The sequence below is a fragment of the Epilithonimonas arachidiradicis genome, from assembly GCF_003610695.1.
Classification (GTDB): Bacteria; Bacteroidota; Bacteroidia; order Flavobacteriales; family Weeksellaceae; genus Epilithonimonas; species Epilithonimonas arachidiradicis.
The window spans coordinates 86,501-112,488 of sequence record NZ_RAQH01000003.1 but is presented as its reverse complement, the minus strand read 5'-3'; the positions used below and the strand labels follow the sequence as shown (position 1 = coordinate 112,488).

General features: G+C 34.8%; 21 protein-coding genes. 10 read left to right on the top strand and 11 right to left on the bottom strand.

Annotated elements, in window-relative coordinates; translation table 11 throughout:
- The first annotated feature begins 76 nt into the window (after positions 1-76).
- Complete coding sequence (gene lolA1, locus BXY58_RS06390; RefSeq protein ID WP_120212989.1) at positions 77-718, top strand: outer membrane lipoprotein periplasmic chaperone LolA1; 642 nt, start codon at positions 77-79, stop codon at positions 716-718.
- Between the two features lie 48 nt (positions 719-766).
- Here lolA1 and BXY58_RS06385 read toward each other — a convergent pair whose 3' ends face one another.
- Complete coding sequence (locus BXY58_RS06385; RefSeq protein ID WP_371868397.1) at positions 767-1,486, bottom strand: DUF4294 domain-containing protein; 720 nt, start codon at positions 1,484-1,486, stop codon at positions 767-769.
- Between the two features lie 44 nt (positions 1,487-1,530).
- Here BXY58_RS06385 and chrP point away from each other — a divergent pair, with 44 nt between their 5' ends.
- Genes chrP through rpe form a run of 3 tightly spaced genes read left to right on the top strand, consistent with a single transcriptional unit; the run spans position 1,531 to position 3,727 of the window.
- Entirely contained in the window at positions 1,531-2,607 is a 1,077-nt protein-coding gene (gene chrP / locus BXY58_RS06380; protein ID WP_120212988.1) for a chryseobasin maturation metalloprotease ChrP, read from the top strand.
- 3 nt (positions 2,608-2,610) lie between these two features.
- Positions 2,611-3,066, top strand: coding sequence for a nuclear transport factor 2 family protein (locus BXY58_RS06375; protein ID WP_120212987.1), 456 nt, complete (start codon positions 2,611-2,613; stop codon positions 3,064-3,066).
- 10 nt (positions 3,067-3,076) lie between these two features.
- Positions 3,077-3,727, top strand: coding sequence for a ribulose-phosphate 3-epimerase (gene rpe / locus BXY58_RS06370; protein ID WP_120213255.1), 651 nt, complete (start codon positions 3,077-3,079; stop codon positions 3,725-3,727).
- Positions 3,728-3,912: 185 nt separating this feature from the next.
- Here rpe and BXY58_RS06365 read toward each other — a convergent pair whose 3' ends face one another.
- The 3 genes from BXY58_RS06365 to purC form a co-directional block, all read right to left on the bottom strand.
- Entirely contained in the window at positions 3,913-4,332 is a 420-nt protein-coding gene (locus BXY58_RS06365) for a nucleoside-diphosphate kinase (RefSeq protein ID WP_076783823.1), read from the bottom strand.
- Positions 4,333-4,751: 419 nt separating this feature from the next.
- A complete protein-coding gene (gene purF / locus BXY58_RS06355; protein WP_120212985.1) occupies positions 4,752-6,272 on the bottom strand; it encodes an amidophosphoribosyltransferase in 1,521 nt (506 codons plus the stop codon).
- A gap of 21 nt (positions 6,273-6,293) precedes the next feature.
- Positions 6,294-7,016 carry a phosphoribosylaminoimidazolesuccinocarboxamide synthase gene (gene purC, locus BXY58_RS06350; RefSeq protein WP_120213254.1) on the bottom strand — a complete coding sequence of 241 codons (723 nt, stop codon included), beginning with the start codon at positions 7,014-7,016 and terminating at the stop codon, positions 6,294-6,296.
- Between the two features lie 193 nt (positions 7,017-7,209).
- Here purC and BXY58_RS06345 point away from each other — a divergent pair, with 193 nt between their 5' ends.
- The gene (locus tag BXY58_RS06345) at positions 7,210-7,908 is read left to right on the top strand and encodes an SMUG2 DNA glycosylase family protein (RefSeq protein ID WP_120212984.1); all 699 of its coding nucleotides are present in this window, start codon (positions 7,210-7,212) and stop codon (positions 7,906-7,908) included.
- Positions 7,909-7,957: 49 nt separating this feature from the next.
- Here BXY58_RS06345 and BXY58_RS06340 read toward each other — a convergent pair whose 3' ends face one another.
- Together BXY58_RS06340 and BXY58_RS06335 are read right to left on the bottom strand one after the other, a co-directional pair.
- The gene (locus BXY58_RS06340) at positions 7,958-9,817 is read right to left on the bottom strand and encodes an endonuclease (protein ID WP_120212983.1); all 1,860 of its coding nucleotides are present in this window, start codon (positions 9,815-9,817) and stop codon (positions 7,958-7,960) included.
- Between the two features lie 154 nt (positions 9,818-9,971).
- A complete protein-coding gene (locus tag BXY58_RS06335; protein WP_120212982.1) occupies positions 9,972-11,786 on the bottom strand; it encodes a DUF349 domain-containing protein in 1,815 nt (604 codons plus the stop codon).
- A gap of 243 nt (positions 11,787-12,029) precedes the next feature.
- Between BXY58_RS06335 and queA the strand changes: the two genes are divergently transcribed.
- Together queA and BXY58_RS06325 are read left to right on the top strand one after the other, a co-directional pair.
- The gene (gene queA, locus BXY58_RS06330) at positions 12,030-13,079 is read left to right on the top strand and encodes a tRNA preQ1(34) S-adenosylmethionine ribosyltransferase-isomerase QueA (protein WP_120212981.1); all 1,050 of its coding nucleotides are present in this window, start codon (positions 12,030-12,032) and stop codon (positions 13,077-13,079) included.
- Between the two features lie 160 nt (positions 13,080-13,239).
- On the top strand, positions 13,240-14,100 hold the full coding sequence (locus BXY58_RS06325) for an NHL repeat-containing protein (RefSeq protein ID WP_120212980.1): 861 nt from the start codon (positions 13,240-13,242) through the stop codon (positions 14,098-14,100).
- A gap of 5 nt (positions 14,101-14,105) precedes the next feature.
- On the opposite strand, the gene BXY58_RS06320 is transcribed toward BXY58_RS06325, so the two are convergent.
- Together BXY58_RS06320 and BXY58_RS06315 are read right to left on the bottom strand one after the other, a co-directional pair.
- Positions 14,106-14,807, bottom strand: a complete 702-nt coding sequence (locus tag BXY58_RS06320; protein ID WP_120212979.1) for a LytR/AlgR family response regulator transcription factor — start codon at positions 14,805-14,807, stop codon at positions 14,106-14,108.
- A complete protein-coding gene (locus BXY58_RS06315; protein WP_120213253.1) occupies positions 14,804-15,859 on the bottom strand; it encodes a sensor histidine kinase in 1,056 nt (351 codons plus the stop codon). The genes BXY58_RS06320 and BXY58_RS06315 overlap by 4 nt, the downstream gene beginning before the upstream one ends.
- A gap of 187 nt (positions 15,860-16,046) precedes the next feature.
- Here BXY58_RS06315 and BXY58_RS06310 point away from each other — a divergent pair, with 187 nt between their 5' ends.
- Complete coding sequence (locus tag BXY58_RS06310) at positions 16,047-17,165, top strand: acyltransferase family protein (RefSeq protein WP_120212978.1); 1,119 nt, start codon at positions 16,047-16,049, stop codon at positions 17,163-17,165.
- Here the strand turns inward: BXY58_RS06310 and BXY58_RS06305 are convergent.
- Both BXY58_RS06305 and BXY58_RS06300 read right to left on the bottom strand, forming a co-directional pair.
- Positions 17,149-17,685: a GNAT family N-acetyltransferase gene (locus BXY58_RS06305; RefSeq protein ID WP_120212977.1), complete on the bottom strand. Its 537-nt coding sequence runs from the start codon at positions 17,683-17,685 to the stop codon at positions 17,149-17,151. The genes BXY58_RS06310 and BXY58_RS06305 overlap by 17 nt on opposite strands.
- Before the next feature lie 9 nt (positions 17,686-17,694).
- A complete protein-coding gene (locus BXY58_RS06300; protein ID WP_120212976.1) occupies positions 17,695-21,372 on the bottom strand; it encodes a metallophosphoesterase in 3,678 nt (1,225 codons plus the stop codon).
- A gap of 333 nt (positions 21,373-21,705) precedes the next feature.
- Between BXY58_RS06300 and BXY58_RS06295 the strand changes: the two genes are divergently transcribed.
- Together BXY58_RS06295 and BXY58_RS06290 are read left to right on the top strand one after the other, a co-directional pair.
- Positions 21,706-22,908: a Pycsar system effector family protein gene (locus tag BXY58_RS06295; protein WP_120212975.1), complete on the top strand. Its 1,203-nt coding sequence runs from the start codon at positions 21,706-21,708 to the stop codon at positions 22,906-22,908.
- Between the two features lie 28 nt (positions 22,909-22,936).
- Positions 22,937-23,638 carry a hypothetical protein gene (locus BXY58_RS06290; RefSeq protein WP_120212974.1) on the top strand — a complete coding sequence of 234 codons (702 nt, stop codon included), beginning with the start codon at positions 22,937-22,939 and terminating at the stop codon, positions 23,636-23,638.
- 2 nt (positions 23,639-23,640) lie between these two features.
- Here BXY58_RS06290 and BXY58_RS06285 read toward each other — a convergent pair whose 3' ends face one another.
- Positions 23,641-25,896, bottom strand: a complete 2,256-nt coding sequence (locus BXY58_RS06285; RefSeq protein ID WP_120212973.1) for a GAF domain-containing protein — start codon at positions 25,894-25,896, stop codon at positions 23,641-23,643.
- Between the last annotated feature and the right edge of the window lie 92 nt (positions 25,897-25,988).

The following is a 25,988-nucleotide window of genomic DNA, read 5'->3' as shown; positions in this document are numbered from 1 at the left end:
AAAACTTTATTATTTCTTTGGCGTTGGCATCAATATTGAAAAAGTAACTTTGTTAAAAATTTAATCTAATTAATAAATGAAAAATTATTTAAAGGCATTTTTGACTTTAACATTTGTGGGAAGCAGTTTTATTGCTCATTCCCAAAGTATCGATACCAAATCGAAAACCATTTTAGATGATATTACCAAAAGTTACAAAAGCAAGAAAAATTCTTACTTCAAATTTTCATACGGAACGGGCGCATCAAAAGTAACCCAAACCCAAACCGGAATTTTTTATTCGGACAATACGAAATATAAACTTAAGATTATGGGTATCGAACAGATATTTGACGGTAACAAAGTTTATAATATCAATGATGAAGACAAAGAAATTACCATTTCAAAGCCTAATGAAAATCAGACTCATTTTTCCCCGTTAAGCTATCTGGATTCTTATAAAAATGAATATAATGTCACTTATTCTGGTAAGAAAAACATCAGCGGAATTCCTGTAGACGTTATAAAAATGACGCCGATCAAAAATAATGGCTTAAAAAATGTCACGCTTTACATCAATACACCGCAAAAAAAGCTAATCAAACTGGAACAATTATCAAACAATAATGATCTTGCTGTTATTACAATCAACAATTATAAAGAAAACCAAACTCTGTCACCATCCATTTTTAGTTTTGATAAATCGAAATATCAGAATTATCTTATAACAGAATTGTAAATATCTATTCAGAATAAAAAAAGCATTACTTTTTGTAATGCTTTTTTATTATTTATTGACTTTGTATTCACTTGCTCCTGGATAGGGTTTAAGATAACCAAGATTCCAGTTGGATTGCAAAAGCGACTCTATAAATAAGTCATCTCTATATTTGTGAGGATCGTAAGGCGTTTTCAGACTCACATCAGCAACATTACCTTTAACATTCCACCAAAAAGCACTCCAACCACCCCGCAATTCCTTGATGATTTCATATACAGTTTTTCCTGTGGCTCTGTTCATTAGTTTTGCAAAAACCTGACCTTCTGTAGTCGTAAGTGCACGCAATTGTTTTTCGTAACTCGCAGCCAATTCAGTTTGCCTTTGTCTCATATATCGGCTTCTTTCGGAACCTTTCAGATTAGCACTCTCCTTTTGGATATCACGATATTGTTCTAATGCATCTAGGAACAATGGATAGACGCGATTCAGTTTTTTATTAAGGAAGAAATAAAAATTTCTATCGAGTTGATTATTAAAGTGTGGGTTAGCTCTCAATGTCAATTCATCCATCACAATAACCTGCTCTCCGTTTATTTTATAGATTTTTGCTTTTTGGGCTTCATCATAATAATATTCATTTCCATATTCATCTTTTTGAAGCTTGCTTTGAGGGATATCATCAAAGGATTTTATCTGCAAAGTATCTTGTTGCGAAAAACAAAATACACCAACAAACAGAAAAAGAATCGGAATCAATTTACCAAAAATCATTACTTTTACTCTCATAAATAATTAACAAAATTTAATATCAAAAATCATTCCTTTCCTGTATGAAATTCGAAAAGAAATCACTTAAGTTCTTAGAACAATATTTAAATACAGCTTCACCAACCGGCTATGAACATAACGGACAAAAAATCTGGATGGATTACATCAAACCATATGTCGACAAGATTGAGGTTGATCACTATGGAACAGCTTATGGAATCATCAACCCGGAAGCAGAATTCAAAGTTGTAATAGAAGCGCACGCAGACGAGATTTCCTGGTACGTTAATTATATTACAGATGACGGCTTAATCTACGTCATAAGAAACGGTGGCTCCGACCAAACAATCGCTCCTTCCAAAGTCGTGAATATCCACGGAGAAAAAGGCATTGTAAAAGGCGTCTTCGGCTGGCCGGCAATCCATACAAGAAGCGCCAATCAAAATGAGCCAACACCTAAAATTGAAAATATATTTATCGATTGTGGCGCTACTTCCAAAAAAGAAGTAGAAGAATTAGGAATTTTTGTCGGTTGTATGATCACTTATCCTGATGAGTTTTTTGAACTGAATGACAGATATTTTGTTTGCCGGGCATTGGATAACAGAATTGGTGGTTTTATGATTGCGGAAGTAGCCAGGCTTCTGAAAGAAAATAAAAAGGAAATACCTTTCGGATTATACATTACTAACTCGGTTCAGGAAGAAGTCGGACTTTATGGCGCCGATATGATTGCTGACACCATCAAGCCAAATATCGCCATTGTGACAGATGTGACACACGACACAACCACACCAATGATTGAAAAGAAAAAAGAAGGCGACCAAAAATGCGGCGACGGGCCGGTGATTTTCTTCGCACCAAGTGTTCATCACACTATTCGCGAATTGATTATCGATACAGCAAAAGGAAAAGAGATCCCTTTCCAAAGAGCCGCTGCCAGCCGTGCAACAGGAACGGACACCGATGCTTTTGCTCATTCCAACGGTGGCGTTCCAAGTGCTTTGATTTCTCTGCCATTGCGGTATATGCACACCACGGTGGAAATGGTTTCAAAAAAAGATGTTGCCAATGTTATCCAATTGATTTACGAAAGTCTTCTGAAAATCCAACCAACAATGAAACTGAAATATCATTAAACAATGAAAAAATTTTTGATCGCATTATCTTTGATTTCATTTTTGTCAGTATTCTCACAATCTAAAACTGAGACCGACCTTCTGGAAACAGATAAAACTTTGGCAAGATTATCTACCGAAAAAGGGATCAGAATTGCATTTGATGAATATCTTTCCGATAATCCCACAGCATTTCCTTTTAATAAAGATGTATTGACTGATAGAGTGAAAATTCTGAATGGCTACGCTGGCTTAAAATCTCTAGAATGGGTTCCTTTAAAAGCCGAAGTATCAGAATCCGGAGATCTGGGGTACACGTATGGAATTGGGAAAATAACGGTAGATGATGAAGGGAAAGCAAAAATAAGTTATTCCCATTATATCAGCATCTGGAAAAAAGACAACGCCGGCAAATGGAAATTGATTTTAGATACTGGAAACGATTGTTCGGAAGAAGTTGGCAAAAAATATTTTAAATAAAAATTGTAAAATGAAAAACAAACTCATAGCACCTTCCCTGTTGTCTTCGGATTTTGGAAATCTACAGAGAGATATCGAGATGCTAAACAACTCTCAGGCAGACTGGGTTCATGTAGATGTGATGGACGGACGTTTTGTCCCAAATATTTCTTTCGGATTTCCAGTGATGAAAACTGTTCAGCAGCACGCTAAAAAATTTGTGGATGTTCACCTTATGATTGTGGAACCGGAAAAGTACGTGGAAGAGTTTATAGATTACGGTGCAGACCTGGTTTCCGTACATTTTGAAGCTTGTACACATCTTCATAGAACCATTCATCAGATTCAGGACAAAGGCGCAAAAGCAGGTGTAGTTCTCAATCCGGCAACACCTGTTCTGATGTTGGAAGACATTATTGCAGATGTAGATCTTGTCTTGCTGATGAGCGTTAATCCGGGTTTTGGAGGGCAAAAATTCATTCAGAATACGTACAAAAAAATCAGCGAAACCAAAGATTTGATTTTAAGCAACAATTCTACAGCGTTAATCCAAATAGATGGCGGCGTAAATTTAGACAACGCTTCCAAACTTTTCGAAGCTGGCGCAGACGTTTTGGTAGCAGGAAATGCCGTTTTCTCTTCAGAAAATCCGGAGAAGACCATTGAACTATTGAAAATTTAATTTTTTTAGGAGCTTAATCCCGCTGTCCACTATATCTTTTTTGTCTTAGACATTTTGTCATCGAAAGAAAATTATCAGAAAAGACAAAAAAGGATGCCGTTCCCATCGGGGCTATTTACAAATTATCACAAAAAATAAGGCTATCAGTTATGATAGCCTATTTTTATATTAGTCTTTCAGGAAAATTAGAAAATCTCTCTTCCTGAAAAATGAAATTGAGCTTCGATAAGAGCATTCTCGTCAGAGTCAGAACCGTGCACTGCATTTTCCCCGATGCTTCTTGCAAAAAGTTTTCTGATAGTCCCTTCAGCCGCTTCAGCAGGGTTTGTAGCCCCAATTACAGTTCTGAAATCTTCTACTGCATTGTCTTTCTCAAGAACTGCAGCTACGATTGGTCCGGAAGACATAAAGTCAACCAACTCTCCGTAGAAAGGTCTTTCAGCGTGTACTTCGTAGAATTTTTTAGCATCAGCAACAGTAAGCTGAGTTAGTTTCAACGCTTTGATTTTAAAACCAGCTTCGCTGATTTTCCCAAGAATCGCACCAATATGTCCATCTGCAACTGCATCTGGCTTAATCATGGTAAATGTGATTTTTCCTGACATTTTTTTATTATTTGTTTAAGAGGTTGCAAATTTACAATAATTTTTACTTAAATTTGCAAACGGAAATTCTTTTTCAAAGGAGTCAATTTTTTGGCACAGTATTTGTTACAATTAATTCGATTCTCATGTTTAATTTGAGTTTTCATGGTTATTAGTTTTTACCCCAACTTCGGTTGGGGTTTTTTTGTTTTTAGTAATTATTTGAAACAATAAAACCGCCAAACAAATAATTTGTTTGGCGGTCTTGTTTTATATAATTGATTTATATCAACTTGATTTTTGTCACGCGCAATCCAATCAGCGAATTTTAGTAGCCCGGCTTGAGAGGAAATCTTTTTTTGCTTGTACTCAGTTCTTTTAATCTGAATTGTCTGCAAAAGCTCAGGATAAACTACAGACGGATCAAGCTGCCAAAAAATTTAATCCCCCTGGTCAACAAAAGCCAATTCATCTGGATTTTTCACAGGATATTTTTCTGTAAAACACCCGAAACAGTGATTAGGCGAACCCAGAATATTAACCAGATTATCTACGCTTAGAAATTCTAAACTGTCAACATCAAGATATTTTCTAAGTTCATCTTTGGTCATATTGGCAGAAATCAGGTCATCCTTTGTTGGTGTATCAATTCCTAAAAAGCAAGGTGCAATGATTGGCGGCGATACACTTCTGAAATGGATTTCTTTCACCCCAGCATTTTTCAGTATTTTCACGAGACGCTTGGAAGTGGTTCCACGGACTATAGAATCATCGATTATCACAACTCTTTTGTCCTTCATCTCAGAAATAATCGGATTGAGCTTCAGGTTGACAAAATGCTCTCTCATCTCCTGAGACGGAATGATGAACGAGCGTCCAATATAACGGTTCTTAATCAAAACCGGCCTGAAAGGAATGCCAGAAGCCTTGGAAAAACCAATCGCAGCGGGAACGCCGGAGTCCGGAACTCCAATCACAATATCCGCATCAACAGGCGCTTGTTCCCAAATTTTCATCCCAGATTTTTCACGAACTTCATGAACATTAATTCCTTCTAATGTAGAATCTGGTCTTGCGAAATAAATATATTCGAAAGCACAAATCTTGTTGACACAATCCTCCTTAACCAAATAAGATTGTAAACCTTTTTCGTTATCGCTTGTATAAACAATTTCGCCAGGTAAAATATCACGTACATACTGCGCTCCTACTCCATCCAGTGCACAACTTTCAGACGCTACAACAAATGTGTTTTCGTCAATTGCACCGAGAACCAAAGGTCGAATTCCGTTGAAATCTCTGAACGCAAAAAATTTGTTTCTTGTAATCCCAACCACAGAATAAGCACCTTCGATTTTTTCCATAGTCGCTTTGATTGCGCCACGAAGTCCAAGGTCAAGATTTTTTTGAATTAATCTTAAAATGACTTCGGTGTCGGAAGTTGCACGAAAAACCACGCCTTCATATTCTAATTCTCTTCGAAGTTGTTTTGCATTGGTCAGGTTTCCGTTATGAGCGATGGAAAGAATAATTTGGTCATATTCGTTCTTGGCAAAAAAAGGCTGAAAATTATATTTTTTCTTATCTCCTGCGGTCGTATATCTCGTATGTCCGATCACCGTACTGCCCATAAATTTTTCCGGTTCTTCTATTGTTTTGAAAACGTCTAAAACCAGACCTTCATCTTTTACAGAAAGTATTTTCCCATTGTTCCCTACAGCAATTCCGCAAGCTTCCTGACCACGATGCTGCAGTGCAAAAAGTCCAAACTGCGAAAGCGAAAATGTATCTTGTGTTTCTGTAGAATGTAATCCGAAAACGCCACATTCTTCTTCCATTTTGTCGAAAGGATAAGTTCCTAATTCTTCTCTTGAAAGATGTTTGGCCTCTTCGAATTCCTCATAGCGATTTTGAAATGCGTATTTCGGTAATGGGCTATATTTTTGAAATTCTAAATCCATTTTTATTTTTAATCTCGGATTTTATTTTTCTAAAGCGATTTGTAATCTATTGTAAATCTCGACATAAGCTTCTGTAATTTCACCCAAATCTCTTCGGAATCTGTCTTTGTCAAGTTTTTTCATTGTATCCTTGTCCCAAAGCCTGCAAGTGTCTGGAGAAATCTCGTCTGCTAAAACAATTTTGCCATCAGAAGTTTTTCCTAATTCGATTTTGAAATCTACAAGAATAACATTGGCTTTGTCAAATAAAGCAATCAATAATTGATTAATCTTATCTGTCAAAGCGTACATTTCATTCAGTTCTTCATAGGTTGCAGCACCAAGGAAAACAGCGTGATGGTCGTTAATCAACGGGTCACCCAATTCATCTTTTTTGTAACAAAGGTCAAAGATAGTGACAGGTGATTTCAATCCTTCTTCCACGCCTAATCTCTGGGCCATACTTCCCGCAACGTAATTACGAACAACCATTTCCAAAGGAATAATGTCCACTTTTTTTACCAATTGCTCTCTGTCATCCAATTTTGAAATGAAATGCGTAGGGATTCCGTTTTCGATAAGATACCCAAATATTAGTGTAGAGATCGCATTGTTCAGTTCGCCCTTTCTATCGAACTGTCCGCGTTTTTGTGCATTGAAAGCCGTAGCATCATCTTTGTAACGTACAACGACTTCGTCAGGTTTATCGGTAGCGAAAACCTGTTTAGCTTTACCTTCGTAAAGCATTTCTTTCTTTTGACTCATAATTACTTTCATTTTTTTAAACAGAATTTGCCACGAAGCAATTTCCATTTAAACTTTTTACTATTAGATTTATGCACAAATTTACGAATTTTATATTTCTTTTTTATAAAATTATAAATCCAGTAATAATTATTGATTAACAAACACTTGTTAGGTATTAATCTTGATAAAAAGAAGGTGCTAAATCTAATTTATGAAAGAAACTTTTGGCGAAAAAGTAATCGATTTTAATCTCAATTTAAAATATTCCGGTTTACTTCCGGATGGATTCCGAGTTTTGAATCCTTATTTAGATAATCCAGAAACTTTGGATGTTATGCAACAATTTTATCACAAATATTATAATGATTCGGAAGTAAGAAAATTCATCATTGGAATTAATCCAAGCAGACACGGCGCTGGCGTAACTGGAGTTCCTTTTACCGACACGAAACGGCTGAAAGATATTTGTGGAATCGAAATGAAATCGGCTTACACGCACGAGATTTCGTCGGTCTTTATTTATGATATGATTGAAGCTTTCGGAGGTGCGAAACTTTTCTATCAAAAATTTTACATCAATTCTCCCTTTCCTTTAGCAATCATCAGAAAAACCAAGGAAAATAAATGGATTAACGCCAATTATTACGATGATAGAACACTCTTCGAAATGGTAAAAGATTTTATGATTGATTCTCTGAAAAAGCACATCAGCTTAGGAATCGATACTTCGAAAGTTTTTGTTTTGGGAAAGAAAAATGCAGATTTTATTCAGAAATTAAATCACGAAGCAAAATTATTTGATGAATTAAAAATACTGGAACACCCGAGATTTATCCAACAATACAAATCGAAAGAAAAGCAATTGTATATTGATAAGTACATTCTTACTCTTAACAATCTTGAAAAATAAAAAGCATTTCTTATTTGAAATGCTTTTTTAAATTTATTCTAAAATGAATTTACTTCTTAATAAACTTCACCGATTTTCCGTCGATGTTCAATATGTAAGTGTTCGGAAGTAAAGACTGAACGTCAATTGATTTCTGATTAACAAATGGGTTACTGATTTCTTTTACCATCTTACCGGAAAGGTCATAAATCTTCGCCGATTTTGCTTTGCTGATTTCGCCATTGACATTAAGCTGATTACCAACCGGATTTGGATAAATATTGAAATCGAAAGTTCTATTCGCAATATCATTAATTCCCAAAACGCCTAAGCCTTGACAATAATCGGACGCATAACTTGACCATTCATTCATATCAAAAGTAGCCGTTGGATTGGTGATTTCTGACTTTCTATAAAGCGATTTGTTGGCATTAGAATTATCCTGACCTTTGACACCAATTGCATCAATTGTGGTTGACTTATAGGATAAATCCACATAATTACTTCCCGAAAAAGTTAAAGAAGGTGCAGCTGTCACAAAAGCCGCATTGGAATTATTGAAGCAACTAAAGTTTGCATTGGGATTAATAACAACAAAACTTTGATTGTTTTCTACCTCGCCTTCCAGTTCAAAAGGATTTTCGAAATAATATACAGTTCCTTTGAATTGTATAGACAATTTATAGCCCTGAAGGTTGACTTTGTGACCAGTCTTGTTGACAATTTCGTAAGCTTTGTTGTCACCGGTTCCCTCCAGATATTTTATGATTTGTAAATCTTTTGCAAAAACATCTGTTGTAAGCGTAGTCACATTCATCGTATTACTTTGAGGACTTTCCAGATAAGAACTGTCGTAAGCTTTGACTGTAAAATTATATGTTGTAGCCGGCGTTAAATGGTCGATAGAAATTGTTGTAGCTTTAGATTTAGCGACTAAAACTCCATCTTGGTAAATGTTATACCCCAAAACATCATTTTCCGGACTGGCCTGCCAGTTTAGATTAACAAAATAAGCCGAATTTCTTTCCAAAGAAAGTTGAGATGGTGCTGATGGCGCAATATTATCGGGCGTCTGGTTCCAAATCAAACCAACCCATTCCGGATGATCGATAAAAGGATTTCTGTTTTTCTGAAGGTTAAAAACAGCATTATTTCTATCGATCTCTCGCTGAGAAACAGGGTCTAATTGATGCCAGGAAAGCAACATTGCAACATACCAGTTCTCATAAGCCTTTTCTTCCGTTCCGTCCAAAGGATTTTGGTCTTTTGTAGGGTCATTGGCGTTGGTAGTAAAATTGAAACTGCCTAATTTCCCCTCATATCGCACAGCATAATAAAGCAAACTTCTGGCAATATCACCTTTGAACTCGTCAATCGGTTCGTAAACTCTTCCAGTATAAGTGGCATTAGGCGTTCCGTTGGAAGCCTGCTTTGAACCATTTGTGAAATTATAGTAAGTTGTTGAGCCCGCTTTCCCATAAGGATAATTGCTTCTTAACTGATTGATCCTCGCATCTGTAGGAACCACAAAAAACAAATCAGAATACATCGGATATGCACTATTGAATGAACTTTGCGGCATCATATGCTCCCGGTTCCAACCCAGGCCTTCTGCATTGGCACTGCTGATTATATTACTCAATGTATAATGATAAGCCGTCGTTCCAGTAGGATTATTGGAATAAATATCTAATAAATAAGTCGAATTACTCGCATCGTAATCATAATATCTATCAATATCTGTCTGTCCATACAAAATTTTCAAATCATCATAATGATAATTGTAAGTTTTGGTAGAGATGATATCGTGAAGTTTGCTCTTCAAAGCATAACCAGAAAGGCTTTCTGTTCCAGAATAGTAGCCTTCTGGAGCTTGCGCAGATAGAATGGCAGGAAAGGCAAAGATCGCGAATAAGTATTTTTTCAGCATATCGATATTTTTAAATAGAGGGTCATAAAAGTATCATTTTTTTATAAGACTTTATTTATTTTTTTGAATTTGAATATTAATAATTATTTACAAACCAATACCAATAAAAAATCCCCTGCAAAAAGGGGATTTAAATATCATTAATTAATTTCTGTTATTCTCCAGCAATAATATTATGAAGCGTCACTTTCAAACTTTCCAATTGTTCTTTTTTAGAATCCAATTTATCATAAGTATCTTTCAATAAAGGATTTTCACGTGTTGGAGAATTGAAGAAAGCCAAATTGTTTTCCAATTGTACCACTTCTGATTCCAAATCAGTGATTTGATTTTTGATTTTTCTCGCTTTATCAGTTAATTGATTTTCAGTAAGATTCTCTTCTTTCAAATCAAACTCATTGATTTTGTTGAGTTTCAATTTCTCTCTTAAAGTTTTGTTGAACTCTGTATTGATGGACAATTTATCCTTAGGAACTTTCCCAATAGCATTCCAGGAATTTTTGATTGTTTCGATTTTTTCTACAGCGCCTTCTTCATCACTCAGAGCTTTCAACTCTTCTAAAAGCGCTTTTTTGTTCTTATAGTTTTCTTTCCAATTGTCGCCTGTAGCGTTATTTTTATCTCTGTAATTTTTGAAAAAAGTATTACAAGCATCACGGAAATCATCCCAAACTTTGTTCGCCTGACTTCTAGGAACGTGACCAATTTTCTTCCAATCTTCCTGCAGTTTTTTGAAAAGCGGAACCACGGTATCCCAATCTTCAGAATTCATATTATCCTGAGCCGTTTTGATTAAGGCTTGTTTTTCTTCAAGATTCTGAATCTGAGATCCCTTCAGGTTCTTATAAAAATCATTTTTAGCTGTATTGAAATCTCTAAGAGATTGTTTGAAATCTGTCCAGTTTTGATTGGATAACTTTTTTGGAACAGCGCCTAATTTCAGGAATTCGGATCTGATCTCTTCTACTCTTTTAATAGCTTGCTGCCAATAGGTATGATTGATGTTCTGAGGAGCGGAAAGTGTTTTCAACTCTTCAATGATCTTATTTTTCTTTTCAAGATTCTCTAATTGTTCAGTTTCTATAACTGCAATTAATTCAGATTTTCTCTCGTGAATTTTATTAGAAATCTCTTTGAACTCTTCCCAGGTTTTTTCACGGAATTCTTCTGCAACAGGCTCCGCTTCTTCTTTCCATAGTTTATGAAGATATTGTAGTTCATTCAGTGCTTTTTGAACCACTTTCTCATCTAACAGTTCTTTTGCTCTTTGGATAATATGCTGTCTTTTCTCAAGATTATGAGCAAATTCCTGCTCCAGATATTCTTTATTCAGATCCAGCATCTCATTGAACATTTTAAGATGATGGAAATAATTATTATTTAGATTTTTGAATTCCGACTTAGCAACCTGACCTGCATTTCCCCAGGCTTCTTTGATTTCTCTTATCGATTTGAAAAGATTAGTTCCCGGTTCAGAATTGGTGTAAAGGTTTTTCAATCGCTCAATGATTGCTAATCTTTCTTGCAGATTTCCTTGATGTTCAGCTTCTTGTTGTTTATGAAATTTATCTTGTTTTTCTTTGAAAATATTGACAAGAGCAGACAATTTGGAAGCCTGTGGATGATGATATTCAAAATGTTCTTCAGGATTTCCCTGTTCCAGATACTCGTGTTTTTTGTCTTCGATTTCATCAGACAATTTATGATTTGCCTGTTCTCGCAGTGTATTAAAACGTCTGGAAAAAGATGACGCATCGTCTTTGTTGACTATTTTTTCCATTTCGTCCAAAGCTTCTTTTAAAGAATAATGAGAAAAATCTTCCTCAACCACTTCGGTTTCCTGATGTTCAGATTCGGTTTCGGTTTCTGAATTTTGACTGGCCACTGTTTCTTCTACTGGTTGATTTTCAGCAGCATTAGTTTCCGGATTCAAATTTTCATTCTCAGGATTTTCATTTTCAATACTCATAACAAAGCAAATTAATTGACAAAAACAACTTTTAGATGCACTAAATTAACTGTTTTTTACAGAAAACACCAAATATAAATACTAAATTTCTGAAAAAAACATTAATTGTATATTGAAATCATTAATCCTGATATTTAAAATTAATATTTACTTGACAAAGGCTCTTTGATGTCGTATCTTTGCACCTCGCAAAAATTTAACCACAGGCTAGTCCTGTAAAAACAAATAAAATCCGTAAATTTTATGAAAACATCTGATTTCAATTTCGATTTGCCAGCAGAGTTGTTGGCAGAACACCCGTCAGAAAACCGTGATGAGGCAAGGTTGATGGTTCTTAACAGAAAAACTGAAACTATCGAGCATCGCCTTTTCAAAGATGTTATTGATTATTTTGATGAGAAAGACCTTTTCATTTTTAATAATACCAAAGTTTTCCCTGCAAGATTATTCGGAAACAAAGAAAAAACAGGAGCTAAGATTGAAGTTTTCTTGTTGAGAGAACTGGATGCTGAAACTCGTGTTTGGGACGTTTTGGTTGACCCGGCAAGAAAAATCAGAATCGGTAATAAATTATTCTTCACAGAAGATGAGTCTCTTGTTGCAGAAGTTATCGATAATACAACTTCTAGAGGAAGAACATTGAGATTCTTGTTTGATGGTTCTTATGAAGAGTTCCGTGCAAAACTGACAGAACTTGGAGAAACACCACTTCCTAAATACATCAAAAGAGAGGTTGAGCCGGAAGATGCAGAAAGATATCAAACCATCTATGCCAAAGTTGAAGGTGCTGTAGCAGCTCCAACTGCAGGTCTTCACTTTTCAAAGCACTTGATGAAGAGATTAGAGATCAAAGGAATCGATTTTGCAGAGATCACACTTCACGTTGGTTTGGGAACTTTTAACCCAATCGAAGTTGAAGATCTATCCAAGCACAAAATGGAATCTGAAGAAGCGATTATCGATGAGAAGAACGCCGCGATTATCAACAAAGCTGTAGAAGAAGGACGCAGAGTTTGTGCCGTGGGAACAACGACGATGAGAGCTTTGGAAACTTCTGTTTCTTCTAACAAAAAAATCTCAGCTTACAGAGGCTGGACCAACAAGTTCATCTATCCACCTCACGAATTTGGTGTAGCCAATGCAATGATTACCAACTTTCACACACCTAAATCCACGCTGATTATGATGATCGCCGCTTTTGCGAACAAAGATTTCATAATGAGAGCTTATGAGGAAGCTATTAAAGAAAAATACAAGTTCTATTCTTACGGAGATGCAATGTTGATTCTTTAAGATTTGAATTTTTCAAAAAACAGAATGCACAATTTTTATAGTTGTGCATTTTTTGTTAAACCATAAAAGTCACAAAGATTTTTATAAACTGTCTATTTCAATTTTGTTCTTTTGTGACTTTTGTGGTTTCAATCTCCATTATTTTCATTAATTTCATCCTATGAAAGCATTTTCTTTTTTAGCATTATTATCCATTACATTTTCCTGTTCCCAGACTCAGGAGAATTTTTCAACACTAGCGAGTCTTCCCAAAAAGCTGAAAGAAGCTTCGGCTTGTGAAATCTCAAAAGCATCGCCGTTGATTTGGACAATTGAGGACAACCATAATCACAATGTTCTTTTTGGGTTTAATGAAAAAGGAGAATTAATCAAAAAAATCACCATCACCAATGTTGAAAATAATGACTGGGAAGATTTGACTTCGGATGATGAAGGCAATATTTATATTGGTGATTTTGGAAATAATGATAATGACAGGCAAAACTTAGCCATTTATAAGATCAGTGCTTCAGATTTGAATAAAGATGAAGCTAAAGCAGAATCAATTGTTCAGTTCTATTATCCCGAACAAACCGAATTTCCTCCAAAGAAAAAAGACCGCATTTTTGACGTTGAATCGTTCTTCATCCATAACAACAAATTTTTTCTTTTTACGAAAAACAGAAGTTCAAAATTTGATGGAACCACGGTTTTATATGAAGTTGATAACAACTCCACTCAAAAATTAACTGCTAAGAAAATCGGGAGTTTTGTGACTTGTGAACAGTTCAATCATTGTGCTGTGACTAGTGCAGACATCAGCCCGAATAAAGATAAAGTGGCTATTTTAAGCTCCGATAAAGTTTGGATTTTCACCAATTGGAAAGGCAATAATTTCTTCTCCGGAAACGTCGAAAAAATTGAACTGAATCATCATACTCAGAAAGAAGGTTTGTGTTTCAAAGATGAAAATACAATATTAATGACCGATGAAGGCAACAAAACACACACAGGAAATCTTTATCAATTGAAGTTGAAATAATTCAATCACAATAATCTTGAAGCGGAAAACTTCGCCACAAAATCCTCAAATTCTTTCTTATGACTTCTACCTACAGGAAGGTTGTATTTATTCAATATAATTTCATTATTATTGAATGCAGTCACATATTTTGAATTGATTAAAAAAGACCTGTGAATCCTTACAAAACCCTTATCAGCAAGTGAATTTTCCAAATCAGTGATTTTATTTTTAGTAACGATTTTTTCTTCGTTTTCTAAAATGATTTTCACATCATTTCCTTGGCTTTCAAAATAAAGAAGATCAGATAAAATGATTTTCCTATTCAATCCATTAGATTTGACAATAATGAAATCTTCAACTTGTTCATTATAAGAAATATTTCTCAACACACGCTCTACAGATTTGAAAAATCTCTCGAATGTAATTGGTTTCAGAATATAATCAACCGCTTCTAATTCAAATCCTTCTATGGCAAATTCGCGGTAAGCTGTGGTGAAGATTGTTTTAGGTTTTTGATGAAGAGATTTCAGAAATTCGATTCCGTTAAGATTGGGCATTTCAATATCGAGAAACATCAGGTCAACAGGTTTTGTCTGCAATATTTGATAAGCTTCAATCGCGTTTTTTGCAGTTGCGACCAGTTTCAGAGAATCAATCTTTGAAATATGATTTTCCAAAAGCTTTACAGCCAGAGGTTCGTCATCAATTATAATACAATTTATCATTCTGTTGCGGGCGTAATTATTTCTACTTCATACCAATTTCCGATTTCTGAAACATTAAATTCAAATTGATTCTCATAAAATATCTTCAATTGCTCTTCTATATTATTTAATCCCAAACTTTCACGTTCAGATTTTAAAGTTTCTGAATAGGTATTTTTGATTCGAAAGACAGATTGATTTTCATCCGTTTCAATTTCAATATTAATTTCAATATCTCCAACCGATTTTCCAGCGCCGTGTTTGAAAGAATTTTCAACCAGGGAAAGATACAATAATGGCGGAATTTTGTTTTCAGAATTTAGTTTTTGTCTTTTGAATATTTTCAGACGTTCGTCATATCTCAGTTTTTCAAGCTCAATATAATCATCAATAATAGAAATCTCATCCGAAATATTAACAGTTTTATTCTGACCTTTATAAAGAACATAGTCCAAAATTTCCGAAAGTCTGCTGACAGATTCTGATGTTTTACCTGAATTAATAATGGAAAGCGAATAAATATTATTGAGTGTATTGAACAAAAAATGAGGATTAAGCTGCGATTTCAGAACCTTTAATTCTAATTCTGCTTTTTCCTTCAAAAGTTTGGTTGTGTTTTGTTTTTCACTTTTATATCGCAGCATAAACATCACAGAAACAAAGGCAAAAGCTCCTGTAATAATAGAAAAAGTATAACTAATCAATAAATATCTGATGTCTGTAAAAATACTATAAATGCTGTCCTGTGGAAAATTACAAAAGAAAGGTTCGGCTATGTAAACAATAAAAAGACGATTAATAACAGAAAAGACATACAGAGAAACAAGCAGTAAAATTAAAAATGAGAGATACTTTTTTCGGTCGAAAAAATGCTTTATAAGAACATAATAAATAAAATTGGCGCTGATAATCTGAAAAATCCAATGGCATAGATCATAGTAAAAAATCAATTGAATATCAGCATTATCATATTCTCCATAATTTCTCGCTTCTATCAAAAGGAATAATGCTATCCAAAATAAAATTTGAAAGCCAATGTTTGATTGATATTTTTTCCAAGTTCCGATTTTCACAACCTTCAAAATTATAAATTATAACCCGATAAAATTTTTTATGAATGTAGAATTGACAAATCGAATGACAAACAACCAGAATTACAATCCAAAATGCAGAATAAGTAATTCAAATAAAAATCTCCATTTTCTGAATATCATTTTAAAATTGCAATAAAAATCCAACCATCTTGCAGAAAAAAAATAAATGCAAACAACTTTTTCTCAAAGATTCAATGGATTAGACCATCTAAGAGCCATTGCAATTCTTTTGGTATTAATGTATCATTATCGCGCTTTTATTCATCCAGATTGGATAGACACTTATGGACGTTTTGGCTGGACAGGAGTTGATTTGTTCTTTGTGTTAAGCGGTTTTTTGATTTCAAATCAATTATTTCAGGAAATTAAAAATCGTGGGAATTTCAGTTTGAAATCATTTTTCATAAAACGTTTTTTCAGAATCATTCCGCCTTATTTTTTCACATTGCTGTTATATTTCTGCTTTCCTTTTTTCAGAGAAAGAGAATCGCTTTCGCCGTTATGGAAATTTCTCACTTTCACTCAGAATTATGGCTTAGATGTCATCAACAAAGGAACGTTTTCACACGCCTGGTCTTTGTGTATCGAGGAGCAATTCTATCTGATTCTGCCTTTTTCATTTCTATTACTCATCAAATCGAAAACATTGAAATATCTAAAATTTATAATCTTCATCATTATACTATTTTCGATTTTGGCGAGATATTTTTCCTGGCACGAATACGTATTTCCCAATATCAATTCGAATGAATTTTGGAAAGTCTGGTATATGAAGATCTATTACCCGACACACACAAGATTAGACGGATTGGCAGTTGGTGTTTTGATTGGATATCTGTTTCAATATTCCTCAAGATTCAGAAAATTGACTGATGAAAATGGTAATTTGTTTTTGCCGTCAGGTTTAGCTTTTCTTGGCTTCTCTTTATGGGTTTGCAATGACCAATCTTCTGAATTTGCATCGATATTTGGATTCACATTCGTTGCTGTAAGTTATGGTTTTATAGTAATTTCTGCGATTTCGAAATCCTCATTCCTGAACAAATCAAAAAACTATTTCACAACTCAATTAGCAAATTTATCTTTTGCAATCTATCTTTCTCACAAGGGAATTATCCATATTATTCAAAGCCTGATAGAATATTACAAAATTTCCATTTCGGAAAATTTGTTATTGATCACCTGTTTAATCGGATGTATTATTGGTGGATTATTTTACAGATATTTTATTGAGAGGCCAAGTTTAAAATTGAGAAATAAAATCCATACTAATCTGTCTTCGTAAATGAATAAAGCAACATATCCGTAAGAACTTCTTGTCGTTTTCTGTAATCGTTTTTCAACAAGCCTTCAAACTCGAAATTGCAGAATTCCGCTACTTTTTTGCTGGCGATATTGTCCGGTGCGATTTTCATAAAAATTCGAAGCATTTCTTTTTCATTCATACAAAAATCCCGAAACGCTTCCAAAGCTTCATAAGAATATTTGTTTCCGGAAAAATCATTGAAGATAAAATAGGCCAACTCACCTTTCGGAACCGACCAATCGATTTCTGTAACTGAAATATGTCCAATCAATTCATCTGATTCTTTGAGAAAAATCCCAAAATAGAGACCTTCTTCACTTTTAAAACTTTCAATCTTTTTTTGGAAATACAATTTGGTTTCTTGCAGAGTTTTCGTAACACTTAAAGTTCTCGAAAAGTAATCTCCCAGATAAGTTTTGTCATTTTGAAATTTAGTATAAAATTCCTCAGCAAAATCCAGCGAATAAGGTTTTAGAAGCAGTCGTTCAGTTTCAATCATCACTACATTTTAAAAAGTCCCGCCAATCCCGACAACCAATCTTCCTCCGTCTGACGATGTAAAATAAGAAATATTGGCAGAGATGGCGTCAATTGCATTCAGCCAAAATCCACCACCGTATGAGTTGTGCCATTTGTTGGAATTTTCATTAGGATTCCAAACTCGACCTAAATCAAATCCACCGAAAAATCCGTAACTCAAAGGTAAAATCGAGTTTTTGATTTTGCCTATTTCATAACGCAAATCTGAAGTTTGGTAAAAAGAGTTTTTCCCATAAAAACGGTTAAAACGGAAACCTCGCAAATCTTTGTTTCCGCCCAACGTCGCCAATTGATAAAACTCGTAATCGTTACCGAAAAGCCATTTTGCCTTCGCATAAGAAGACCAAACCAATCTTTGATTTTGCGTCAGATAATGCAGAAAACCAAGTCCTGTTTCCAGTGAAGTATATTGTCTGTCCGTATTTTGAAGATTCATATTCCAAACGGTTCTGATATCGAATTTCATTCCCAATTTTGGATTCGCTTTGTTGTCATAATTTTCATAATTGAATGATAAATCCGCTCCACCAAACTGTTTTGATTTGAAAACATCATCATTCACAACATTTGGTAAAGAAATATAACGATTGGCTGTTCTGTCGATTTTCAGAATTTCGTAATTCAGTTTTGCAGAGAATGTTGATGTATTTTTGTTCCAGTTAACAGATGGCGAAAATCCAAATTCCCGAGCTCTCACATTATTGAATCGATTTCCGAATTCTTCTTTTGGATTAACCGTTTCATTCCCGATTCCGTAGAAATTTCTGATGTAATGTGAACTCGTCACTCTCGTATCCAAACCGTAAAACCAATTGCCTTTCAACATCGGAAACATTGCCTGATAAGCAAACTCATAACCTTTGGTCCCCGTAAAATAATTGGCTGTAAAATGGTGCTTCTGAGAAAACGGATTCTTGATAAAATCATTCACGGTATAATCTGCATTAAAACCAATCGCCAACGCATCATCCGGATTGAAATTGAAGTTCATAAATGTGGTAAAAACATTATATTTCGGGTTTCTGTAGTTGTACTGGTTGATGTCATAGTCGTCGGTCAATTTCAGGGTGGCGTTTCCTTTATTTTCAAAGTTATTTGGTTTACTTTTATAATCGTAAATCGTCACTTTTCTGGAGTTGGAAACCGAATATTTATCATTATCCAACCCTCCCAAAAGTTTGATTTTGATGCTCGAATGTGGTTTTCCTTCAACAATAAATTCGTCATCGTCATCCAGACCATACAATATGATTTCTTTGGTCATCAATCCAGAATAAAGCTTGGATGATTGCAATTCTTCACCAGATTTTTTCAGTCTGATGATTTTGACTTCGGTTTCGTTGTTCGGTAATCTGGTGACTACAAACTTGTCTTTTTTGTCAGTTCCGGTCAATACCACTTTTTCCTGAAGGAATTTGAAATAAGCCGAAGCATATTTTTGAAGGTCATTTTTTCTCGTCAGTAATTTCTGAATCAAATCTTCTGAAACGTTGTCCTGAACTTCTTTTGGCAGATTTTTAAAAGCTTCTCTAATGTCATTTTCCGACAAATGATTTTGAATAAATTCTGCTACACCCTGCCAGTCTTTTCCATTAGAATTTTTAGCAAAAATCAAATCCAACGGATAAGGTTCACGGTTAAACCACTTCACGCTTTCAATCTGATGATCAAAAGTCTGCATATGCTTCAATTCAGGAAATTCCATCAGGATTCCCGTGATAAAACCGTCATATTTTGAAAAAGCCTGGTCTCTGTCTTTCGGAATCGGGCTGTAAATCACGCTGCCATTTTCTTTCCTGGATTCGAATTTCCATTGATCGTGATGCCTGTCCCAATCGCCAATCAGCATATCGAATAAACGTGCTTTTATCCACGCTTTTTCATCCATTTTGTACTTTTCGTCTTTGGCAAGGTTCAGGATTACTTCATCGGTTCCTAGAACTTTGTTCGGATTTTCCTCGGTTTCCATTGGTCGGTCTTCGAGATAATACAATTCGTCACCAAAATTCTCATTGAAGTTTTTAAGAGTTTTCTGTTTTGGAATGTAAAATAACTCCGGTGTTGTGTGACGAATTCCCAATTTGTCTGCCATCCCACCGATTACCAGAGGCGTGTAAGGATGAGAAGTCGTGTAAAAATCCAGCAAAAATTTGTCCGCATAACTATTCGAAAAATCATCAATTACATATTGATTTTTGAACGCCACAGCCTGCAAAAATCTTACACCGCTTTTTTTCAGCGCACGAATCACGTATTCATTTCCGGATTTGGTTTCCAGACGAAGGGATTTAGTTTGATGTCCGCCTCCTGCTCTATCGGGTTTCACGCCACCAAATAATGTGTCCAATTCCAGATTTTTGACATTGATTTTTTTCGAATAATATTCACGGTAATGCTTTCCCCACAGAAACTCGTAGAACTTACTTTTCTTCGTCATTGCAGAATCATAAATCGAGGCTTCTGTATTTTGAGGAAATTGATTCGGGTAATCTTTCGCAATTTTCGATTCGTTTTCCAAAACCGTTTTTCTGAATAACAATTCCGATTTTTTTGGATTAAGACTGTAAAAACTCACTTCAGCATTTCCTGATTTTGAGATTTTCAGTTCTGCATATCCATTTTTTCCAAATGAAAAATCATTGCTTCCAACGGCTTTTGCAGATTCGGTTTTGGAACCTGCTCCGCTTACTATTTGACGAATGTCAGCTTGCTCGATGTATTGTAGATTGTGGTCGTGACCAGAAACTACGATGACATTTTTTCTTCCGCTAATCAATGTTTTCAGTCGGTCTGCCAGATTTTTATAATTCTGATTGCTGATATCCTGATGTGTGATTCCGCCGGTTGCCCTTGTCAAATTGATAATTGAACCTAAAACCGGGAGTGGAATTTTATTTTCCAGAGGAAAAATCTGCTTTTCCCAAGAATATTTTCCGCCGTGTGAGCCGTTCGTCATCAATGGATGATGTGTTGCCACAACAATGGTTTTGTTCTGATTTTTATTCAGCTGGTCTTCGAATTCTGTATAGAAATCTTCGCGGGTTTTGAGATCGCATTTTTCATTGATACCCGGATTTTTGTCCCAATTTGCCAAAACCCATTCTGTGTCCACTAAAATCAAAGTCAGTTTTTTGTTGATTTTTCTGGTTTCAATGGGACAGCCGTTTCTTGGTCCGAAAGCCGATTTGTCATTCAATTTTTCTGTGACATAATCTTCTTCTCTTTTCAAACCTTTGATGCCGTTGTTGTACCAATCGTGATTGCCGGGAATGAAAATCGTTTTCCCTTTGAACTGTTGAGATAATAAAATCTGGTTATCCATTTTTTTCTCCGCCAAAGCTCTATGTTCGTCCTCTTTTTTTGGCATCCCGACTGGATAAATATTATCTCCCAAAAACATCAAAGTACTATTTTCCGGAGCTTTGGACAATGAATCTTTCAGAATATTCATATTGTGGAACGCTTCGTCCTGATCTAGATTTCCAGCATCACCAACAAGATAAAATGTATGAATGATGCTATCTTTAATCGTTGGATTTTTCACAAAGTCTTTGGCATTTTTACCGTAGTCAGCGTTTTGAACGACACAGGAAACCGCAACAAACAGAAGTATGATAAAAAGATATAATTGGTATATGTATCTCATAAATGATTTTCAATATTAAAGGTAATCTATTACCGATGAATTTCACGCAGCCCTACTTGAGCGGAAATCCTTTTTTGCTTACACTTAAATTCTATTGAATCTAAAATCTTCTGCAAAAAAGATTGGGAGCCCTTCGACTTCGCTCAGGATAAACTGCAGGCGGATTAAGCAGCCATAAATAAAATTAAATATTTAAGTTAAAGGCTTCGACAAGCTCGGCCTGATGATTTTGATTTCAAATATTCACGAAATTAGTCAAACTCTAACAATATTTAACAAAATTAAAATTAATAAGCTATAAATACTTTCTTAAATTTGTTCCAAATTGCTTTTATGGATATTTTGAAAATTTCGGAAGATTATGTTAAAAATTTATTCAAAGATAGATTATCTTCTGCTTATACTTATCACAATCTTGACCACACGATTCAGGTTGTTGATAAGATAAAAATCCTTGCAAAAGAAGAAAGCATTGGTCCCGAAGATACAGAGAATCTGCTTTTGGCAGGCTGGTTTCACGATTTGGGTTATATTGATGATGCTGACAATCACGAAGAAGAAAGCCGAAAAGAGGCTGCAAACTTTTTAAAGCAATATGGTTTTCCCGAAGATAGAATTGCCAAAATCGGAGAACTGATCCTGGCTACGGATAAATTTTACAAGCCTAAAAATCATCTGGAAGAAATCATAAAAGATGCAGATTTGTATCATCTGGCTTCGGATGATTATTTCAGGATTTGTGAGAATCTGAGACAGGAAATCAAAGAGGTTCATCATCAGAAATTCAGCAAGCAACAGTGGTCTGAGCTTAATATTGTTTTCTTTTCAAAACATCAGTTTTACACCAAATTTGCTAAAGAAAACTGGCAGCCAATCAAAGAGAAAAATGTGGATAAAATCCTTTCTCACATCCAGAATCTGAAAGAAGAAAAAAAGAAAAAAGCGGCTGAAGATAATGATAAAGCACTTCTGAATAAGAAAAAGCTTGAGAAACTGGAAAGCCCTGAACGTGGTATAGAAACAATGTTCCGGGTGACATTGAACAACCATACTAAACTGAGCCAAATTGCTGACAGCAAAGCGAATATTCTGCTTTCCGTCAACGCGATTATTATTTCAATCGCATTATCATCTTTGATTCCAAAACTGGATGCGCCAAGTAATTCGCATTTGATTATTCCGACTTTTGTGATGGTCATATTCAGTGTGATTTGTATTATTTTGGCGATTATGTCTACGAGACCAAAAGTATCCAGCGGAACGTTTACCAGAAAGGAAATCGAGGAGAAAAAAGTGAATCTTTTATTCTTCGGAAATTTCTACAAAATGCCGATGGAAGAATATCTCTGGGCAATGAAAGAAATGATGAACGACCGACAATATTTGTACGATACAATGATAAAAGACCTCTATTATCTGGGCGTTGTTCTTAACAGAAAATACAAATTATTGAGACTGACTTACACAGTTTTCACAATTGGAATTATTGTTTCTGTGGTGGCTTTTGTGATGGCTTTTCGGAATGTGACGGTTTAGATTATTAGTTTAAATGTGAGATAAATATATGACAAAAATAATTTCTGAGGATTCAATTTTAAACTATCTACCTATTGAATTAGATAAATATCAATTATTAATTTTTGATTCAATTAGAATTACTCTTCAAATGATTCAAAATGATTTTGATTTATTGGAGCAATTAATAGAAGAAATTGAAGATGACTCAGTAAATTATCAAAACGATAGAATTAAAGCATTCGGATATGTTTGGGGAATAATTGACAAGACTCATAGATTAGTCAAAATTTATAAAAAATTACCCTCAAAAAGTAAATATAAAGTCCTTGATAAAATAAAAGTTGTAGACAAGTTTAGAAATACTTTTCAACATTTAGACGAAAGAATTGATGAATCATTAGTTAAAAATAAGTTGCCCTTCTATGGAACAATTTCTTGGTTTTATTTTGAAAATGATGAAATCAAAACTAAAATGATTGTAAGTGGAATCATTTACGGATTAAATGTTCAATTTATTTATCCTGATAAAAAAAATTATAGCAAGAAGATAAATGATATTACTTTACACGCTGTTGATCGGAATTCTTATATTAGTTTAAATATTAGTTCATTAATTAATGATATAATTGAATTAAAAGATCAGAATGAAAATCTTCTTACAAAAATTTTTATAGAGAAGAAGTGGAATTTAAGAGATTGGACAGCTGATAGGGATATTTTCATTACTTTAAAATCTGAAAAAGAATAAAATCAAATCCCTTCCACAAACTCATAATCCACATCTTCTGCCTCATAATTCACAGCAACACGCAACGCTCGCAAGCCATTAATCCCCTGTAAATCTTCAACTTCCAATTCTTCTATAGTTGAAAGTACATTTTGGTCCTGAAGGATTTTGATTAATTTCAAATATTCTTCACGTTCCCTATCCTGAGAATAGATAATGCTGATTTTTCCGGGTTGTGTGATTCGTTCGTCAGAATTTTTGATCAGGGATTTGTCGATACGTTTTTTAATCATTTCGTAGCGGGCATTATAACTTCCGTCCACATCAAAACGTTTTTCATCCATCCTGAACCTAATACTGATCGGCGTGCTGTAAACTAAAATCAAAGACGAAACATCCAGAGAATAATCCAGCGTTTCTTTATATTTTTTGTAATGCAATTCGGATTCGCAAATCACACGCAGTTGCCATAACCTGAGATTCTTAAGGAAAATTGGGTCGTAAGTCAACTCCGGTTCAATCGATGAACCGATATACATATTATGTTCTACGCCGTCCGTCTTGAAACGCTCGTAGTAAAATGGAAATCTTTGCTGTTGCTCTTCCTGACGTTTGTCCAGGATATCCGCCAAAAATTTATTGACTGATGACAAACTATCATCAAATTTCTTCCTGAACTGATAAACCAATTCCGTTTTAGAATCCAATTGTTTGTGATAATCTGTAACAATTTGATTATAACTCACATTCTGAAGTTTAATCGATTCCAGCAACGGATGAACTTCCTGATGAATAAAATTCTGAACCTGACTTTCTGTGTCAGCTTTTAAATCTCTTGACAATAATTCTTGAAAATGAATCAGTTTTAAATTAATGGATTCCAAATCATTGTCAGAAATCAGATTTTTGAAAACATCAGAAATCAGCATCAGATTGATTTCTAAATCTTTTTTAATGGCCAGATTTCTGGAAACAGAAGAGTTTCTGATATCCGTTTGTCCAAAAAGTGGTGTCAGATTTTCAAAAGTGATTTTTCGGTATGGCAAATCGAATTCCTCTCTGTAGAAACCGATATGACGTTCAGCTTCTTGTCTGAATTTCCAATAAACACTTGGATGTATCGATGTATATTCCCGTTGAATAATCGCTTGGATTCTTGTCTCAATCCCGTCATAAAGTCTGTCCATCGTATCCTCCAGATAAGGCATTACTATTTCCATTTTTTGAGCATTGATGCTGTTGAGCAATTTTTTTCTGGAAACGAGTTCGATAATTCCGAGAACTTTTTTGTTTTTGATAATAGGTGCAAAAATCGCACTTTTGATTCCCGATTCGTAGAAATGTCTGGCAAAATCACTGTCCGGAAACTCCCGGTAAACTTTTTCAACATCAGAAATGCTGAAATATTTCCTTGATTCTACCAATGTGTTGAAGTTCTTTTCGCAGAGCAATTCATTTCTGGAATGATTCAATCCTGACAGAATAAAACTATCAATCACACCATTGATGGGCGTTTTTACAAACTTGTTTTCTTCGTGATTGATGGATGTATAGCCCAATTCCAAATCAGGAACCTGAAAAATAGAACGGAAAATCTTGTTCAGTTCCGGTTTCAGATTTTCATCATCTTCAAGATTAATCAACTTGGTTTTGAGATTGGAAACTGCAATTTCAGTTGTGGCGTCAAAGAAATTAACGACAGCAAAACCTTTCAGCTCCCAGCTTTTTGGCGGAAATTTTTCTTTCCAAAGCTCATAATCTTCGAAATTATCCAGCAATTCAGAAATCTCTTCTTCAGTTAATTTTGTGAAGTTTTCCAATGGATGGACATCCATAAAATCGGCATTAGTGAGAAATCTGTAATGCTTTACAACTCCATCTTCATTCGGAATATCAAATATAAATGGCATCGAAACGTTAAGCGGAACCCCATAAAAATCATTAAGGATGATACAGCAACTCATCACATAAAAGCGGTGCGGATCCATATCTTTGATAATCATATCAAAATTGTCACCTGCTTTTTTGATAATGCGCTCAAACCTTTTTGTAGGGTTGAAAAAGAAATTATAAAAAGGAAAACTGATGGCCTTGATTTCATTTTCCGTCAACATTGGCGGAAAAAGGTCGCGCAACAGTTCCTTCATCAAGGTTTCATTTTTCTCGAAAAAGTCAAGACTCGTGATGCCATCCAGAAGCTCGGGAAACTCTTTCGCTTTATCCAGAATTCTCTGATGTGACAACGCATATTCCGGGTTATCAGAAGCTTCTGCTTCCATTATTTGAATGAGCTTTTCAAAGGAAAAATTCAGTATGAATGGGCTATCGTAAAAGGCTTGGAATTTCATCGGGTAAAAATCAATGCAAATGT

What these genes read in the sequence shown, in the direction of transcription:
- lolA1 (WP_120212989.1), top strand. Translation starts at nt 77, where the DNA reads ATGAAAAATTATTTAAAGGCATTTTTGACTTTAACATTTGTGGGAAGC.
- BXY58_RS06385 (WP_371868397.1), bottom strand. Translation starts at nt 1,486, where the DNA reads ATGAGAGTAAAAGTAATGATTTTTGGTAAATTGATTCCGATTCTTTTT.
- chrP (WP_120212988.1), top strand. Translation starts at nt 1,531, where the DNA reads ATGAAATTCGAAAAGAAATCACTTAAGTTCTTAGAACAATATTTAAAT.
- BXY58_RS06375 (WP_120212987.1), top strand. Translation starts at nt 2,611, where the DNA reads ATGAAAAAATTTTTGATCGCATTATCTTTGATTTCATTTTTGTCAGTA.
- rpe (WP_120213255.1), top strand. Translation starts at nt 3,077, where the DNA reads ATGAAAAACAAACTCATAGCACCTTCCCTGTTGTCTTCGGATTTTGGA.
- BXY58_RS06365 (WP_076783823.1), bottom strand. Translation starts at nt 4,332, where the DNA reads ATGTCAGGAAAAATCACATTTACCATGATTAAGCCAGATGCAGTTGCA.
- purF (WP_120212985.1), bottom strand. Translation starts at nt 6,272, where the DNA reads ATGGATTTAGAATTTCAAAAATATAGCCCATTACCGAAATACGCATTT.
- purC (WP_120213254.1), bottom strand. Translation starts at nt 7,016, where the DNA reads ATGAGTCAAAAGAAAGAAATGCTTTACGAAGGTAAAGCTAAACAGGTT.
- BXY58_RS06345 (WP_120212984.1), top strand. Translation starts at nt 7,210, where the DNA reads ATGAAAGAAACTTTTGGCGAAAAAGTAATCGATTTTAATCTCAATTTA.
- BXY58_RS06340 (WP_120212983.1), bottom strand. Translation starts at nt 9,817, where the DNA reads ATGCTGAAAAAATACTTATTCGCGATCTTTGCCTTTCCTGCCATTCTA.
- BXY58_RS06335 (WP_120212982.1), bottom strand. Translation starts at nt 11,786, where the DNA reads ATGAGTATTGAAAATGAAAATCCTGAGAATGAAAATTTGAATCCGGAA.
- queA (WP_120212981.1), top strand. Translation starts at nt 12,030, where the DNA reads ATGAAAACATCTGATTTCAATTTCGATTTGCCAGCAGAGTTGTTGGCA.
- BXY58_RS06325 (WP_120212980.1), top strand. Translation starts at nt 13,240, where the DNA reads ATGAAAGCATTTTCTTTTTTAGCATTATTATCCATTACATTTTCCTGT.
- BXY58_RS06320 (WP_120212979.1), bottom strand. Translation starts at nt 14,807, where the DNA reads ATGATAAATTGTATTATAATTGATGACGAACCTCTGGCTGTAAAGCTT.
- BXY58_RS06310 (WP_120212978.1), top strand. Translation starts at nt 16,047, where the DNA reads ATGCAAACAACTTTTTCTCAAAGATTCAATGGATTAGACCATCTAAGA.
- BXY58_RS06305 (WP_120212977.1), bottom strand. Translation starts at nt 17,685, where the DNA reads ATGATTGAAACTGAACGACTGCTTCTAAAACCTTATTCGCTGGATTTT.
- BXY58_RS06300 (WP_120212976.1), bottom strand. Translation starts at nt 21,372, where the DNA reads ATGAGATACATATACCAATTATATCTTTTTATCATACTTCTGTTTGTT.
- BXY58_RS06295 (WP_120212975.1), top strand. Translation starts at nt 21,706, where the DNA reads ATGGATATTTTGAAAATTTCGGAAGATTATGTTAAAAATTTATTCAAA.
- BXY58_RS06290 (WP_120212974.1), top strand. Translation starts at nt 22,937, where the DNA reads ATGACAAAAATAATTTCTGAGGATTCAATTTTAAACTATCTACCTATT.
- BXY58_RS06285 (WP_120212973.1), bottom strand. Translation starts at nt 25,896, where the DNA reads ATGGAAGCAGAAGCTTCTGATAACCCGGAATATGCGTTGTCACATCAG.